Origin of the sequence: Streptomyces sp. NPDC047079 (assembly GCF_040643755.1) — a bacterium.
GTDB lineage: Bacteria > Actinomycetota > Actinomycetes > Streptomycetales > Streptomycetaceae > Streptomyces.
Genome location: NZ_JBEYUZ010000006.1, coordinates 158,883 through 174,731 on the forward strand (window position 1 = coordinate 158,883; position 15,849 = coordinate 174,731).

The window sequence follows — 15,849 nt, forward strand, 5'->3', positions numbered from 1 at the left end:
GCGCAGCCCCAAATGGCGTCCAGTAGGGTTTGGTCCGCATAAACATCCAAACCCCTGCCCGACGCAGGGCGGCGACCGACCAGCGAGAAGGCCGCAGCCAACCGCGCGGGCGAGACTCTCGGGAAGGCGCTACGTGAGTCCCAACGGCTCCGACCGCTCGCCGCGGCGCCCGATGCGGCGGAAGCTGCTGCAGGCACTGACCGCGGGCCTGGTCCTGGCGACCGCCACCGGTTGCACATACAAGGACTTCCCCCGCCTTGGTATGCCCACCCCGACCACGGAAGAGGCTCCCCGGATCCTCTCCCTGTGGCAGGGATCCTGGGCGGCCGCGCTCGCCGTCGGCTGCCTGGTCTGGGGCCTGATCCTGTGGAGCGCGTTCTTCCACCGGCGCAGCCGCACCAAGGTCGAGGTTCCTCCGCAGACCCGGTACAACATGCCGATCGAGGCGCTGTACACGGTGGTCCCGCTCATCATCGTCTCGGTGCTCTTCTACTTCACCGCCCGCGACGAGTCGAAGCTCCTCAGCCTCGACAAGAAGCCCGACGTCACGGTCAACGTCGTCGGCTACCAGTGGAGCTGGGGCTTCAACTACGTCACCCCCGTCGGCGGAGTGACCGGTGACGCCAAGACCGATCCGAACCTCAAGGCGATCCCGGACCGGTACAAGAGGGACTTCCCGGCGAACGCCGGCGGTGTCTACGACTTCGGCACGCCCGGCACGCGGAACCCGCAGAACAACAACCCCGGCCCGACCCTCTGGCTCCCCAAGGGCAAGACGGTCCGCTTCGTCCTCACCTCGCGCGACGTCATCCACTCCTTCTGGGTGCTGCCGTTCCTGATGAAGCAGGACGTCATCCCGGGCCACACCAATGCCTTCCAGGTGACCCCCAACATGGAGGGCACCTTCCGCGGCAAGTGCGCCGAGCTCTGCGGTGTCGACCACTCCCGGATGCTGTTCAACGTGAAGGTCGTCTCGCCCGAGCGTTACGAGCAGCACCTCAAGGACCTGGCGAAGAAGGGGCAGACCGGTTACATCCCCGCGGGCATCGCGCAGACGAGCCACGAGAAGAACCGGGAGACGAACAACCTGTGAGCATCCTCAACGAACCCCAGGGTGCCGCCGCAGCTGAGGCCTCTTACGAGAGCGAGCTGCCGGTCAGGCGCAAGAATCCCGGCAACGTCGTCGTCAAGTGGCTGACCACCACGGACCACAAGACGATCGGCACGCTGTATCTGGTCACGTCGTTCGCGTTCTTCTGCATCGGCGGCGTCATGGCGCTCCTCATGCGCGCCGAGCTCGCCCGGCCGGGTCTGCAGATCATGTCGAACGAGCAGTTCAACCAGGCGTTCACGATGCACGGCACGATCATGCTGCTGATGTTCGCGACGCCGCTGTTCGCCGGTTTCGCCAACTGGATCATGCCGCTCCAGATCGGCGCGCCCGACGTGGCGTTCCCGCGACTGAACATGTTCGCCTACTGGCTCTACCTGTTCGGCTCGCTCATCGCGGTCGGTGGCTTCCTCACCCCGCAGGGCGCGGCCGACTTCGGCTGGTTCGCCTACAGCCCGCTGTCGGACGCGGTCCGCTCGCCGGGCATCGGCGCCGACATGTGGATCATGGGTCTGGCCTTCTCCGGCTTCGGCACGATCCTCGGCTCGGTCAACTTCATCACCACGATCATCTGCATGCGCGCGCCCGGCATGACCATGTTCCGCATGCCGATCTTCGTGTGGAACGTGCTGCTGACCGGTGTCCTGGTCCTGCTGGCCTTCCCGGTCCTCGCGGCCGCGCTGTTCGCCCTGGAGGCGGACCGCAAGTTCGGTGCCCACGTCTTCGACGCGGCCAACGGCGGCGCCCTGCTGTGGCAACACCTCTTCTGGTTCTTCGGCCATCCAGAGGTGTACATCATCGCGCTACCGTTCTTCGGCATCATTTCCGAGATCATCCCGGTCTTCAGCCGCAAGCCGATGTTCGGCTACATGGGCCTCATCGGTGCCACCATCGCCATCGCCGGTCTGTCCGTGACGGTGTGGGCGCACCACATGTACGTCACCGGTGGCGTGCTGCTCCCGTTCTTCTCCTTCATGACGTTCCTCATCGCCGTCCCGACCGGCGTGAAGTTCTTCAACTGGATCGGCACGATGTGGAAGGGCTCGCTGTCCTTCGAGACACCGATGCTCTGGGCGACCGGCTTCCTGATCACCTTCACCTTCGGTGGTCTGACCGGTGTCATCCTGGCCGCGCCGCCGATGGACTTCCACATCTCCGACTCGTACTTCGTGGTGGCGCACTTCCACTACGTGGTCTTCGGTACGGTCGTCTTCGCGATGTTCGCCGGATTCCACTTCTGGTGGCCGAAGTTCACCGGCAAGATGCTCGACGAGCGCCTCGGCAAGATCACCTTCTGGACGCTGTTCGTCGGCTTCCACGGCACCTTCCTGGTGCAGCACTGGCTGGGCGCCGAGGGCATGCCCCGCCGCTACGCGGACTACCTCGCGGCCGACGGCTTCACCGCCCTGAACACGGTCTCGACGATCTGCTCGTTCCTGCTCGGGCTGTCGATCCTGCCGTTCCTCTACAACGTGTGGAAGACGGCGAAGTACGGCAAGCCGGTGGCCGTGGACGACCCGTGGGGCTACGGCCGTTCGCTGGAGTGGGCGACGTCCTGCCCGCCGCCGCGGCACAACTTCCTCACGCTGCCGCGGATCCGCTCCGAATCGCCCGCCTTCGACCTGCACCACCCGGAGATCACCGCTCTCGAGCAGCTCGAGCTCGCGGGTGCGGGTGCCGGCAGCAAGGCCGTCGCCGGTGGCAAGGAGGCCGGAAAGTGAAAATCCAGGGCAAGATGTTCCTCTGGCTGGCCGTCTTCATGCTCGCCATGGCCATCATCTATGGCCTGTGGTCGAAGGAACCGGCCGGTACCACCGCGCTCTTCCTGGCCTTCGGCCTGAGCGTGATGATCGGCTACTACCTGGCCTTCACGGCCCGGCGGGTCGACGCGGGCGCCCAGGACAACAAGGAGGCCGACGTCGCGGACGACGCCGGTGAGATCGGCTTCTTCAGCCCGCACAGCTGGCAGCCGCTCGCCCTGGCCGTCGGTGGCGCCTTCGCGTTCCTGGCCATCGCGGTCGGCTGGTGGCTGATGTACTTCTCCGCCCCGCTGATCCTGGTGGGCCTGTGGGGCTGGGTCTTCGAGTACTACCGCGGCGAGAACCGCACCCAGTAACACGCGCCGAGCGCACAGGAGCCCGGACACTCTCCGAAGTGTCCGGGCTCCCTCTTTTGCCACGCTTCACGTCCCCCGCACGGATCACTCGGCGCGCCGCGGGCGGACGGGATTCATAGCGTGAGGTCATGAGCCACTCAGTGTTCTTCCGGGGGCCACGACGCCGCACGGTCGTCGGCTGCACCCTGCTGCTGATAACCCTCGCCGCGGGCCCTGTCGCCTGCGGCACAGACGGCGACCCGCTCGCCGTGCATCCGTTCGACGCGGCGGACGACATCTCGTACAACGCCCCCGACGACAACGGAAAGAAGGCCGATCCCGACAAGCCACTCGAGATCACCGCCTCGGACTCGGACGGACGCATCACGGACGTCACGGCCGTGGACTCCCGAGGACGCTACGTGGCCGGTGAACTCACCGCCGACGGCAGCCGCTGGCACAGCACCTCACCGCTGGCCGCAGGCACCCACTACCTGGTGCGGGTGAGCATCGAGGACGAGGACGGCCTACCCGGCCGCAAGCTCCTCGAGTTCGACACCGCCGCCCCGAAGAAAAAGCTGCTGAACGTCGCTCTCGGCCCCGAGGCCGGCACCTACGGCGTCGGCCAGCCCGTCACGGCCGAACTCAGCGAGCCCGTCAAGGACAAGGCGTCCCGGGCGATCGTCGAGCGCTCCCTCAAGGTGGAGTCGGCGCCCGAGGTCGAGGGCTCCTGGTACTGGGTGAACGACAAGGAGCTGCACTACCGCCCCAAGGAGTACTGGCCCGCCCACGCCACCGTCACGGTGAGCAGCAGCCTCGCCGGCGTGAAGGTCTCGGACCGCTTGTGGGGCGCCGACAGCAAGCCGGTACGGCTCACCACCGGCGACCGCCTCATCGCCGTCACGGACGCAGGCGCGCACCGGATGACGGTCTACAAGAACGACGAGGTGCTCAGACGGATCCCCGTCACCACCGGCAGGCCCGGCTACGACACCCGCAACGGGGTCAAGGTCGTCATCGCCAAGCAGCCCGCCGTACGTATGCGCGGAACCACCATCGGCATCTCCTCGAGTTCCAACGACTCCTTCGACCTGATGGTCTACTGGGCGGCCCGGGTGACCTGGAGCGGCGAATACGTGCACGCCGCGCCCTGGTCCGTCGGGTTCCAGGGCTACCGCAACGTCAGCCACGGCTGCACCGGGATGACAACCGGCAACGCCCACTGGTTCTTCAACACCGTGCGGCTGGGCGACATCGTCCAGGTCGTCAACTCCCGGGGCAAGCAGATGGACCCCTTCGGCAACGGCTACGGCGACTGGAACCTCGACTGGGACGCCTGGAGCAAGGGCAGCGCCCTGGCCCCGGACAAACAGGGCCCGAGCGCGGCGGACAGGGCGAGGCTGCGCCCGCAGTCGGTGTGACCGGGTCGTGACCGCGGGCGGCTCCGACCCGTCGGCGGGCCCCATCACGGCGGGCCCGCCGAGGCCGACCAGGCGCTGTCACCGAGTCCTCAGGCCCCGGAAGAGCAAGAAGAACGGGAGGAACAGGAGGAACAGGAGGAACGGGAGGAAGCGGTCAGGTGCTCGCCAGAGCCCGGCGCCGCAACAGCGAGGCCAGCGCGGAGGCGAACTCCACCGGCTCCACCGGCAGCGCGACCGCCGCGTCGGCCCGGCTCCACGTCGCCAGCCAGGCGTCCTGCGGCCGCGCGATCAGCACCAGCACCGGAGGGCAGTGGAAGACCTCGTCCTTGATCTGCCGGCACACGCCCATGCCACCCATCGGCACGGCCTCGCCGTCCAGCACGCATGCGTCGATGCCGCCCTTGTCCAGCTCCCTGACGACCGCGTCGGGCGTGGCGCACTCCACGAACCGGACCTCGGGAACGTCCGGCGCGGGCCTGCGCCCGGCCGCGAGCCGCACCTGCTCGCGGGTGCGGGAGTCGTCGCTGTAGACCAGCACCGTGGCGGTCGGCTGCATGCTTCCTCCGGTACGCAGTGGTGTCTGCCGTCGTACGGAACGTTGGGGCGGATGCTACTCCTTTGCACACCGGGTCAACAGCGGTCCGCACACGGCTTCGATGGGCCATACGGGCACTACAGACGGTACGGACACTCCGAACGGCACCCCCCGGAGTGAGGGCGGGATAAGCGCCCGACATAATGTCGGTCGTGGCGACAGCAACGACAGTAGATACCGGGCACGCGCACCCGTCGGTCAACCGGCCGAACCTCACCAGCGTCGGAACCATCATCTGGCTGAGTTCCGAGCTGATGTTCTTCGCGGCCCTCTTCGCGATGTACTTCACCCTGCGATCGGTGACAGGGCCGACTCACTGGAAGGAGATGGCGAGCCATCTCAACTTCCCGTTCTCGGCGACCAACACCACGATCCTGGTGCTCTCCTCTCTGACCTGCCAGCTCGGCGTCTTCGCCGCCGAGCGCGGTGACGTGAAGAAGCTCCGGGGCTGGTTCATCGTCACCTTCATCATGGGGGCGATCTTCGTCGGTGGGCAGATCTTCGAGTACACCGAGCTGGTCAAGAAGGACGGCCTCTCGCTCTCCTCGGACCCGTACGGCTCGGTGTTCTACCTGACCACCGGCTTCCACGGCCTGCACGTGACGGGTGGTCTCATCGCCTTCCTGCTGGTCCTCGGCCGCACCTACGCGGCGCGGAGGTTCACCCACGAGCAGGCGACCGCCGCCATCGTCGTGTCCTACTACTGGCACTTCGTCGATGTCGTCTGGATCGGCCTCTTCGCCACGATCTACATGATCAGGTAGTCGGCCTTCGGCCGCGGCGGAAGGTCACCCGAACGGGGAGAACCGATCGCCCGCGACGATCCGATCCATTTCCAGAAGCATCGACGCAGAAGATCCTGACACCGGGGTAATCCGTGAAAAAGCTCTCCGCACGACGACGCCATCCGCTGGCGGCTGTCGTCGTCCTACTCCTCGCGCTGGCGGCCACTGGGGGGCTGTACGCCGCGTTCGCGCCCGCGAGCAAGGCGCAGGCCGATGAAACCTCCCAGTCCCTCGCCATCGAGGAGGGCAAGAAGCTCTACCAGGTGGGCTGCGCCAGCTGCCACGGCACCGGCGGTCAGGGGACCTCCGACGGTCCGAGCCTGGTGGGCGTCGGCGCCGCGGCCGTGGACTTCCAGGTCGGCACCGGCCGTATGCCGGCCGCCACCTCCCAGGGCGCCCAGGTGCCGAAGAAGAGGAACATCTACACGCAGGCCCAGATCGACCAGCTCGCGGCGTACATCTCCTCGCTCGGCGCCGGCCCGGACGTGCCGACGAAGAACGACTACAGCCCCGAGGGCGCCGACATCGCCAAGGGCGGCGAGCTCTTCCGCACCAACTGCGCGCAGTGCCACAACTTCACCGGCAAGGGCGGCGCCCTGACGCACGGCAAGTTCGCGCCGAGCCTCGAGGGCGTCGAGCCCAAGCACATCTACGAGGCCATGCAGACGGGCCCGCAGAACATGCCGTCCTTCCCGGACACCACGCTGTCGCAGCAGAACAAGAAGGACATCATCGCCTACCTCAAGGCGGTCAACGGTGACCAGACCGAGAACCCCGGCGGTCTCGACCTGGGCGGTCTCGGCCCGGTCTCCGAGGGCCTCTTCGCCTGGATCTTCGGACTGGGCGCGCTGATCGCGGTCGCCGTCTGGGTCGCCGCTCGGACCGCAAAGGCCAAGAAGTCATGAGTAGCCAAGACATTCCCGAAGAGAACCTGCCCGCCGAGCAGGACACCGAGCACGGTGCCGTAGCCGTCGCGGACGAGGAGAACCCGTTCGCCGACCCGGGCCTGCCGCCGCACGAGCACCGGGTCCAGGACATCGACGAGCGGGCCGCCAAGCGCTCCGAGCGCACGGTCGCCATGCTGTTCACCGTGTCGATGCTGGCCACCCTCGGCTTCATCGCCTCGTACGTCACGATCCCGAACGACAGGTCGATCTACGTCTTCCCGATCGGGCACCTGAGCGCGATGAACTTCGCGCTCGGCCTGACGCTGGGCGTGGCGCTGTTCGCGATCGGCGCGGGCGCGGTCCACTGGGCCCGCACCCTGATGTCCGACGTCGAGGTCGCCGACGAGCGTCACCCGATCGAGGCCCCGCCGGAGGTCAAGGCGAAGGTCCTCGCCGACTTCCAGGAGGGTGCCAAGGAGTCGCAGCTCGGCCGCCGTACGCTGATCCGGAACACGATGTTCGGCGCGCTGGCCCTGGTGCCGCTCTCCGGCCTGTTCCTGCTGCGCGACCTCGGTCCGCTGCCCGGCACCAAGCTGCGCCACACGATGTGGCGCAAGGGCAGGCTCATCGTCAACATGAACACGAACCAGCCGATGCGCCCGTCGGACGTCGCGGTCGGTTCCCTCACCTTCGCCAAGCCCGAGGGCCTGGAGGAGACCAACGAGGACTTCCAGAAGGAGATCGCCAAGGCGGCCCTGATGCTCGTCCGGCTCCAGCCGGAGAACATCAAGGACAAGAAGGAACTCGAGTGGTCCCACGAGGGCATCGTGGCCTACTCGAAGATCTGCACCCACGTCGGTTGCCCGATCTCCCTGTACGAGCAGCAGACGCACCACGTCCTCTGCCCGTGCCACCAGTCCACCTTCGACCTCTCCGACGGTGCCCGGGTCATCTTCGGCCCGGCCGGTCACGCCCTGCCGCAGCTGCGCATCGGCGTCAACGCGGACGGCTACCTCGAGGCGCTCGGCGACTTCGAAGAGCCCGTCGGTCCTGCTTTCTGGGAGCGCGGATGAGCACTACACCGAGCAATGAGTCCGCTTCGCGCGGAGGGGCACCGGCCGGCGAGCGCCTCGCCGACTGGGCCGACGGCCGCCTGGGGATCTACTCCCTGGCCAAGTCGAACATGCGCAAGATCTTCCCCGACCACTGGTCGTTCATGTTGGGTGAGGTCTGCCTCTACAGCTTCATCGTCATCATCCTCACGGGTGTGTACCTGACGCTGTTCTTCCACCCCTCGATGAACGAGGTGGTGTACCACGGCAGTTACGTGCCGCTCCAGGGTCAGCTGATGAGCGAGGCGTTCAACTCGACGCTGCACATCAGCTTCGACGTCCGTGGCGGTCTGCTGATCCGGCAGATCCACCACTGGGCGGCGCTGATCTTCCTCGCCGGCATGTTCGTGCACATGATGCGCGTGTTCTTCACGGGCGCGTTCCGCAAGCCGCGTGAGATCAACTGGCTGTTCGGCTTCCTGCTGTTCGTCCTGGGCATGTTCACCGGCTTCACCGGTTACTCGCTCCCGGACGACCTGCTCTCCGGCACCGGTGTCCGCTTCATGGAGGGCGCGATCCTGTCCGTGCCGATCGTCGGCACGTACCTGTCGTTCTTCCTCTTCGGCGGCGAGTTCCCCGGCGGCGACTTCGTGGCCCGGTTCTACTCGATCCACATCCTGCTGCTGCCGGGCATCATGCTCGGCCTGGTGGTCGGCCACCTGATCCTGGTCTTCTACCACAAGCACACGCAGTTCGCGGGTCCCGGAAAGACGAACAACAACGTCGTCGGCATGCCGCTGCTGCCGGTCTACATGGCCAAGGCCGGAGGCTTCTTCTTCCTGGTCTTCGGTGTCATCGCGGCCGTCGCGGCGGTCGCCCAGATCAACCCGATCTGGGCCATGGGCCCCTACCGTCCGGACCAGGTGTCCACCGGCGCCCAGCCCGACTGGTACATGGGCTTCTCCGAGGGTCTCATCCGTACGATGCCGGGCTGGGAGATCAACCTGTGGGGCCACACGCTCGCCCTGGGCGTGCTCGTCCCGCTGATGATCTTCCCGCTGGTCCTGGTCGCGATCGCGGTCTACCCGTTCGTCGAGTCCTGGGTCACGGGCGACAAGCGCGAGCACCACATCCTGGACCGCCCGCGCAACGCGCCGACGCGTACGGCCTTCGGTGCCGCCTGGATCGCGTGGTACTTCGTGCTGTTGGTCGCCGGCGGCAACGACCTGTGGGCCACGCACTTCCACCTGTCGATCAACGCGATCACCTGGTTCGTCCGCATCGCCTTCTTCGTGGTGCCGGTGCTCGTGTTCATCGTCACCAAGCGGATCTGCCTCGGCCTTCAGCGCCGCGACCGCGACAAGGTGCTGCACGGCCGTGAGTCGGGCATCATCAAGCGGCTGCCGCACGGTGAGTTCATCGAGGTCCACGAGCCGCTCAGCCAGGAGCAGCTGCACACGCTCACGGCGCACGAGCAGTACAAGCCGGCCGAGATCGGCCCGACGGTCGACGAGAACGGCGTCGAGCGGAAGGTCAAGGGCCCGGAGAAGCTGCGTGCCAGGCTGAGCAACGCCTACTACGGGGAGAACAACCAGATCCCCAAGCCCACGGTCGAGGAGTACAAGGAGATCACGAGCGGCCACGGCCACCACTGATCGCTGCGCGCGCCACGCCACGGTCGAAGGGCCCCGTCCTCCTGGACGGGGTCCTTTGCCGTGTCCCGGGCTGGATAGGGTGGACCTGTTCGGAACGTGCGTCCCCGACCGGGACATCGACCCAGGAGCGGCTTATGAGCGCTGTGACCCCCGCTGGAGGCGACACCGCGGCGGGCCGTTCCTGGCCCCAGGTGCTGAACGGGCTGCTGGACGGCCGTGACCAGAGCGCGGACGACACGGCCTGGGCGATGGACCGCATCATGCGCGGCGAGGCGACGGACGCGCAGATCGCCGGGTTCGCGGTGGCGCTGCGCGCCAAGGGCGAGACGGTGGAGGAGATCACCGGACTGGTCCGGGCGATGTACGAGCACGCGAACGTCATCGAGGTGCCGGGGCCGACGGTCGACATCGTCGGGACGGGCGGTGACGGCGCGAGGACCGTGAACATCTCCACGATGTCGTCGATCGTGGTGGCCGGCACGGGAGCCAAGGTCGTCAAGCACGGCAACCGGGCCGCGTCCTCCGCGTCCGGGGCCTCGGACGTGCTGGAGAAGCTCGGCGTCAATCTGGAGCTGCCGGTGCGGCGGGTGGCCGAGGTCGCCGAGGAAGCCGGGATCACCTTCTGCTTCGCGGTGAAGTTCCACCCCGCCCTGCGGCATGTGGCCGCGGCGCGCGGCCAGCTCGGAATCCGTACGACGTTCAATGTCCTGGGCCCGCTGACCAACCCGGCGCGCGTGAAGGCGCAGGCGGTGGGCGTCGCGGACCCGCGGATGGCGCCGATCGTGGCGGGCGTCCTCGCCGAACGCGGCAACTCGTCCCTGGTCTTCCGGGGCGACGACGGACTGGACGAGCTGACGACGACCTCGACGTCGCGGGTGTGGGTGGTCCGTGACGGCAAGGTCACCGAGGAGGCCTTCGACCCCCGGGACGCCGGCATCGAGCTGGTGCCGGTGGAGGCGTTGCGCGGGGCTGACGCCTCCTACAACGCCGACGTGGCGCGGCGCCTGCTGAACGGGGAGACCGGGCCGGTGAGGGACGCGGTGCTGCTGAACTCCGCGGCGGCGCTGGTTGCCCTGGAGCCGACACAGGCCCCGCTGACCGAGCAGCTGCGCGCGGGGATGCAGAAGGCGGCGGAGTCGATCGACTCGGGGGCCGCGAGGCGGACGCTGGAACGCTGGGTGGCCGCGAGCAACCGGTAGTGCCCCATGGCGTTGGGGAGCCCGGCCCGGCCGGGCTCCCCAACGTTCCCGCCCCGTCCCCCCTTGCCCCCGCCCTACCGGCGCGGAGGGATGCCGTATGTCCCGGCATCCGGACAGAGGTTGCGGTCGGGTGATCACCTCACGTAGCGTCCTGCCCAGGTCATGAGCGACAGCCACTCGGCCCCGGCCGGCTGTCCGGCAACCCTCCGTCCGTGGCGGGGTGCCCCGGGTGAAGACCGGGCCGCAGGCAGCGAGGTCTGCGGCAAGCGCGGACCCCTCGCACGCTTGGGATGAGCGTGGGGCCAGGGGTCCTGGTCGTTCGAGGGAGCCTTCCGTGAGCAAGCGAATGCGCTAGGGCCGCAGAGCCCCGCCTCCGCATCCCCCTTTTCACCCTTTCCCGTGCCGTTGACGCAGCCGCGCGCCGCCCTGCGCGCCGTCCGGCGCGGTGATCACCTACGCCTTCACGGGAGTGCACCCATGTCCGTCTCCGCCCTTGCCGTCGACCAGTCCGTTTGTGCCCCGCTGCCCGTTCTGGGCCGGGATGTCAGCGTCCCGCTCGTCACCGGCGGCGAAGTCACCTACGCCGCGCTCGACTACGCGGCCAGCGCCCCCACGCTCCAGCGGGTCTGGGACGACGTGGCGGCGTACGCGCCGTACTACGGCAGCGTCCACCGGGGCGCCGGGTACCTGTCGCAGCTGTCCACGGACCTCTTCGAGAACGCGCGCCGGACCGTCGCCGCGTTCCTCGACTGCCGCGAGGAGGACCAGGTGGTCTTCACCCGGTCCACCACCGACTCGCTCAACCTCCTCGCAGCCACCCTGCCGGCCGGCTGCCAGGTCTTCGTCTTCGAGACCGAGCACCACGCCTCGCTGCTGCCCTGGCGGGACGCCCGCGTCACCTTCCTCGACGCCCCGCGCACCCCCCAGCAGGCCGTACGGACCCTGGAGCGCGCCCTCGCGGACCGTGAGCCCCACGGACCGGCCCTCGTCTGTGTCACCGGTGCCTCCAACGTCACCGGCGAGCTGTGGCCCGTACGCGAGCTTGCGGCGGCCGCCCACGCCCACGGCGCCCGTATCGTCCTGGACGCCGCCCAGCTGGCCCCGCACCACCCCGTGTCGGTGAGGGACCTCGACGTCGACTGGGTCGCCTTCTCCGGCCACAAGCTGTACGCCCCGTTCGGCTCCGGCGTGCTGGCGGGCCGCGCCGACTGGCTGCGCGAGGCCGAGCCGTACCTCGCCGGCGGCGGCGCCAGCCGCAAGGTCACGCGGCGCACGGACGGGGGAGTGGACGTGGAGTGGCACGAGACCGCGGCCCGGCACGAGGCCGGTTCACCCAACGTCATCGGCGCCTACGCCATCGCCTCCGCCTGCAAGGCCCTCACGGAAGCGGGCTTCGACACGCTCGTCGCCCGTGAGCAGTACCTCGTCCGCAAGGTCAGGGAAGGGCTCGCCCAGGTCCCGGAGGTCACGGTCCTCTCCCTGTTCGGTGACGACGCGCCCCGCGTCGGCGTCCTCTCGTTCGTCGTCGAGGGCTGGAACAGCTCCCATTTCGCCGCCGCGCTCTCCGCCGAGTACGGCATCGGTGTCCGTGACGGCCTCTTCTGCGCCCATCCGCTGGTGCGCACCCTGCTCGGCAGCGACCCTGGGACCCAGGGCGAGTGCGGGGCCCCCGAGGCCGCCCCCGGAGAGAAGTCCCTGAACGCCATCCGCGTCAGCTTCGGCGCGGGCACGCCCGACGAGCACGTGGAGCGTTTCGTCCGGGCGGTCGGGGAGATGGTCCGGGACGGCGCCCGGTGGCAGTACCGCACGCAGGACGGGCGGTGCGTCCCGGCGGTGTGACCGCGGGCCCTGTCGCCGTACCCCCTGGTCGTCGAGCTAGTTGTCGAGTCCGATCGCCTGGTCGTCGAGCTAGTTGTCGAGCCCGATCGCCTGGTCGTCGAGCTAGTTGTCGAGCCCGATCGCGAACGCCGCCTCCAGGTCGTGCTGGGAGTACGTGCGGAAGGCGACGTGCGTGTCCGTGCCGAGGACGCCCGGGATCTTGCTGATCCGGCCGGGGATGACGTCCGCAAGGTCGTCATGGGCCTTCACCCGGACCATGGCGATCAGGTCGTAGGTGCCGGTGACGGAGAAGACCTCGCTGACGGAGTCCAGCGCGGCGATCGACTCCGCGATCTCGGGGATCCGGTCCACGCTGGTCTTGATGAGCACGATCGCGGTGATCACGGCTGGTGTTCTCCCTCAGGGGCCTGGGCTGGTGGTTTCACCCTACTCGTACTGCCATAGCGCACCCACGCGTACAGGAAGCCCAGCGCGAAGCCCACGAGATGGGCCAGATAGGCCACGCCCGGGCCCTGGGAGGCGCGGCCCGCGGCGATCCACTGGAGCGTTGCCCAGAAGGGCAGCACCACCCAGGCGGGGAAGCGCAGCGGCAGGAAGAAGAGGAAAGGGAAGAGACTGGTCACCCTGGCTCCGGGGAACAGGAACAGGAACGCGCCGAGAACCGCGGAGATCGCCCCGGAGGCCCCGACCAGCGTCTGTGCGGAGTCGGCGTTGGCCGCCGCGTACCCGAGCAGCGCGAGAAAGCCGCAGCCCCCGTAGAACAGGGCGAACTCCAGATGGCCCATCCGCTCCTCGGTCATCGCCCCGAAGACATAGAGGAACAGCATGTTGCCGAGCAGATGCACCCAGCTGCCGTGCACGAACAGTGCCGTCGCGGGCGTGAGGGCGGCCCGTGGGGCCCCGCTGAACAGTTCCGTGGGGACCACCCCCCAGCGGGTGAAATAGGCCCGCTGGGCGGCGAGCAGCTCGTCGCCCCTGCCGTACGCCGGATTCAGGCCCGAGGCCGGTCCCAGCGCGAAGATCAGACAGCACAGGGCAATCAGTCCGTACGTCACGGGCGCCGACTGTCCCCGCAGCGCCCTGCCGACCGTACTGCTCCAGGTGCTGATCATGGGACAGAGCATGGCGTAACGGGATCGATCCGCACAGAGCGCCTCGCCGCGGGATACGGGCGGGCGGCGACTACCCGCCAGGCCGTAGGGTTACGAGCCACACGCTCCAGGGAAACTGGCGCATCACGGAGACTGGAAGAAGAGGGAAGAGCAGCCACGATGACGGTTCCCCTGCCGACCGAGACGACCCGCTGGCGCTGCATGCTCTGCGGCAACCTCACCCGGTTCGACGTGACCCGCTCGTCGAAGGTCGTCGAGTACGTGCACCTCGATCTGGCCGGGGAGCCGAAGGTCGAGGAGCGCGACGTGGTCAGTGAGACCATCGAGTCGGTGCGTTGCCGCTGGTGCAACGCCCTGGATCAGGTGGAGCTCGTGGACAGGCCGGGAGCCGGCTCCTGAGGGAGGCGGCCCCGCACAGACATTGGGGTGACGGATGGCGGAGACTTCGGGCGGGGAGCCGGTCGACGGCACCGCTGAGGTGCTCGACCGCCCGCTGCCCGACGGAGTGCGCCGCCGGGTCGTCCAGATCGTCTCGGACGGCTTCGGCGGACTGACGCTGGCCGAACTGCCCGCACAGCTGCGGCAGTACGCCCGGTTCACCCCGAACCGCCGGATCAAGTTCGCCGGCAACGCCATGGCGGCGGCCCTGGAGGGCGATGCGCTGTTCCGGCAGCGGATCGCGGAGAGGCTCAGAGAGGCGCAGCCGGAACTCACCGGCGCCCTCGACTCCGGCTCGCCGCCCCCGGCCGCGGACCCGCTCGACGTGGCGGCCGCGGCCTATGTACTGCGCCCGGCGGGCTGGGTGAAGCTGGTGACCGCCGCGGGCGAGGAAGCCCAGCGGGCGGACGCCGAGCGCGCCGACGAGGAGAACCGGGCCGAGCTGGAGCGGCTGCGCGCGGAGCTGGCGGCCGCCCGCGAGCAGACCCGCACGGAGACCGAACGGCTGCGCGGGGAGCTGGAGTCGGCCCGCAAGGAAGCCGAATCGCTTCACCGCAAGCTGCGTTCCGCGCTCAGTGACGTCAAACGCGGCGAGGCCGCCCTGCGCAAGGTCCAGGGCGAGGTCGAGGCCGTGCGCGCCGAGAGCCAGGCGCAGGTGTCCGTCGCGGAGAGCGAGACCCGGCGGCTCAAGGCGCGGCTCGGTGAGGCGGAGGCCGCCCTCGAGGCCACCCGCCGGGCGGCGCGCGAGGGGCGCAGCATGGAGGACATGCGGGTGCGGCTGCTGCTCGACACCGTGCTGGACGCCGCCCAGGGGCTGCGGCGGGAGCTGGCGCTGCCGCCGGTCTCGGTGCGGCCCGCGGAGACCGTCGACGCGGTCGAACCGGGACGGATGACGCCGAAGGACATCGCCGCACGGGCGCTGTCCGAGAACGATCCCGCCATCCTCGACCAGTTGCTCGCGCTGCCGCAGGCGCATCTGGTCGTCGACGGGTACAACGTCACCAAGACCGGCTATCCGCAGATGCCGCTGGAGAAGCAGCGGCTCAGGCTCCTCGGGCAGCTCTCGCAGCTCGCCGCGCAGACCGGCGCGGAGGTCACGTGCGTCTTCGACGGGGCCGAACTGGCCGCCCCCGTGCTGCTCGCGCCGCCGCGCGGAGTGCGGGTGCTGTTCTCCAAGCCGGGCGTCACCGCCGACGAGTTGATCCGTCAACTGGTGCGTGCGGAGCCGCCGGGCCGGCCGGTCATCGTGGTCTCCACCGACCGCGAGGTGGCCGACGGGGTCGCCAGGGCGGGCGCCCGCCCGGTCGCATCGGCGGTCCTGCTCAAGCGGCTTTCCAGGGCATAACGGACTTCCCTGTCGCGCCATGCCCGTTGCGTCGAACGCCCCATGGGTCGCCTACGCCCCAAGCGTAACGTCCGCCAGGCATGCCCGAATTGGGCCGGTCATGACGCAACGTAGCGTCAATGTCGCATCACTGCACGTGAGTTCCGTGCAAAAATTGCATTGCGTGACCGGATTTTGCCCACTCAGGATTTGAACTGATCACAGCAAGGTCACTAGGGTCTGGCCTCGAACCTCCGCACGAGTGATCACTCACATGGGGTGAGTGACGGCGGAGGGCACCGCCCGCCGGCGTATCGGTAGGCGGCTGGAGGAAGA

At 68.7% G+C, this 15,849-nt stretch carries 14 protein-coding genes, 1 pseudogene and 1 riboswitch; of the genes and pseudogenes, 12 read left to right on the forward strand and 3 right to left on the reverse strand.

The annotated features are described in order from the left end of the window. Positions 1-133: 133 nt before the first annotated feature. From coxB to ABZ823_RS11625, 4 genes are all read left to right on the forward strand, one after another. A complete protein-coding gene (coxB, locus tag ABZ823_RS11610) occupies positions 134-1,093 on the forward strand; it encodes a cytochrome c oxidase subunit II (RefSeq protein WP_361657217.1) in 960 nt (319 codons plus the stop codon). Next, entirely contained in the window at positions 1,090-2,832 is a 1,743-nt protein-coding gene (gene ctaD / locus ABZ823_RS11615) for a cytochrome c oxidase subunit I (protein WP_361657220.1), read from the forward strand. The genes coxB and ctaD overlap by 4 nt, the downstream gene beginning before the upstream one ends. Beyond that, a complete protein-coding gene (locus ABZ823_RS11620; RefSeq protein ID WP_361657222.1) occupies positions 2,829-3,227 on the forward strand; it encodes a cytochrome c oxidase subunit 4 in 399 nt (132 codons plus the stop codon). The genes ctaD and ABZ823_RS11620 overlap by 4 nt, the downstream gene beginning before the upstream one ends. 128 nt (positions 3,228-3,355) lie before the next feature. Next, a complete protein-coding gene (locus ABZ823_RS11625; RefSeq protein ID WP_361657224.1) occupies positions 3,356-4,627 on the forward strand; it encodes an Ig-like domain-containing protein in 1,272 nt (423 codons plus the stop codon). A gap of 154 nt (positions 4,628-4,781) precedes the next feature. On the opposite strand, the gene ABZ823_RS11630 is transcribed toward ABZ823_RS11625, so the two are convergent. Next, positions 4,782-5,183, reverse strand: coding sequence for a hypothetical protein (locus tag ABZ823_RS11630; protein WP_361657227.1), 402 nt, complete (start codon positions 5,181-5,183; stop codon positions 4,782-4,784). A gap of 182 nt (positions 5,184-5,365) precedes the next feature. Between ABZ823_RS11630 and ABZ823_RS11635 the strand changes: the two genes are divergently transcribed. From ABZ823_RS11635 to ABZ823_RS11660, 6 genes and pseudogenes are all read left to right on the forward strand, one after another. After that, complete coding sequence (locus ABZ823_RS11635; RefSeq protein WP_361657230.1) at positions 5,366-5,986, forward strand: heme-copper oxidase subunit III; 621 nt, start codon at positions 5,366-5,368, stop codon at positions 5,984-5,986. 113 nt (positions 5,987-6,099) lie between these two features. Continuing rightward, on the forward strand, positions 6,100-6,912 hold the full coding sequence (locus tag ABZ823_RS11640; RefSeq protein ID WP_361657232.1) for a c-type cytochrome: 813 nt from the start codon (positions 6,100-6,102) through the stop codon (positions 6,910-6,912). Continuing rightward, a complete protein-coding gene (locus ABZ823_RS11645) occupies positions 6,909-7,967 on the forward strand; it encodes a Rieske 2Fe-2S domain-containing protein (protein ID WP_361657235.1) in 1,059 nt (352 codons plus the stop codon). Before ABZ823_RS11640 ends, ABZ823_RS11645 begins: the two co-directional genes overlap by 4 nt. Further along, positions 7,964-9,601: a cytochrome bc complex cytochrome b subunit gene (locus ABZ823_RS11650; RefSeq protein ID WP_361657237.1), complete on the forward strand. Its 1,638-nt coding sequence runs from the start codon at positions 7,964-7,966 to the stop codon at positions 9,599-9,601. Before ABZ823_RS11645 ends, ABZ823_RS11650 begins: the two co-directional genes overlap by 4 nt. A 134-nt stretch (positions 9,602-9,735) precedes the next feature. Beyond that, positions 9,736-10,800, forward strand: a complete 1,065-nt coding sequence (gene trpD, locus ABZ823_RS11655; RefSeq protein ID WP_361657240.1) for an anthranilate phosphoribosyltransferase — start codon at positions 9,736-9,738, stop codon at positions 10,798-10,800. Between the two features lie 158 nt (positions 10,801-10,958). Further along, positions 10,959-11,075: riboswitch (SAM riboswitch) on the forward strand. A 202-nt stretch (positions 11,076-11,277) separates the two neighbouring features. Then, positions 11,278-12,679: pseudogene (locus ABZ823_RS11660) on the forward strand (aminotransferase class V-fold PLP-dependent enzyme). Positions 12,680-12,741: 62 nt separating this feature from the next. Here ABZ823_RS11660 and ABZ823_RS11665 read toward each other — a convergent pair. Beyond that, on the reverse strand, positions 12,742-13,023 hold the full coding sequence (locus ABZ823_RS11665; RefSeq protein ID WP_265566520.1) for an Lrp/AsnC ligand binding domain-containing protein: 282 nt from the start codon (positions 13,021-13,023) through the stop codon (positions 12,742-12,744). Beyond that, entirely contained in the window at positions 13,020-13,751 is a 732-nt protein-coding gene (locus tag ABZ823_RS11670) for a rhomboid family intramembrane serine protease (RefSeq protein ID WP_361657244.1), read from the reverse strand. Before ABZ823_RS11670 ends, ABZ823_RS11665 begins: the two co-directional genes overlap by 4 nt. Before the next feature lie 159 nt (positions 13,752-13,910). Between ABZ823_RS11670 and ABZ823_RS11675 the strand changes: the two genes are divergently transcribed. Further along, positions 13,911-14,150, forward strand: coding sequence for a hypothetical protein (locus ABZ823_RS11675; protein WP_361657247.1), 240 nt, complete (start codon positions 13,911-13,913; stop codon positions 14,148-14,150). Positions 14,151-14,184: 34 nt separating this feature from the next. Then, the gene (locus tag ABZ823_RS11680) at positions 14,185-15,534 is read left to right on the forward strand and encodes an NYN domain-containing protein (RefSeq protein WP_361657249.1); all 1,350 of its coding nucleotides are present in this window, start codon (positions 14,185-14,187) and stop codon (positions 15,532-15,534) included. Positions 15,535-15,849 lie beyond the last annotated feature (315 nt).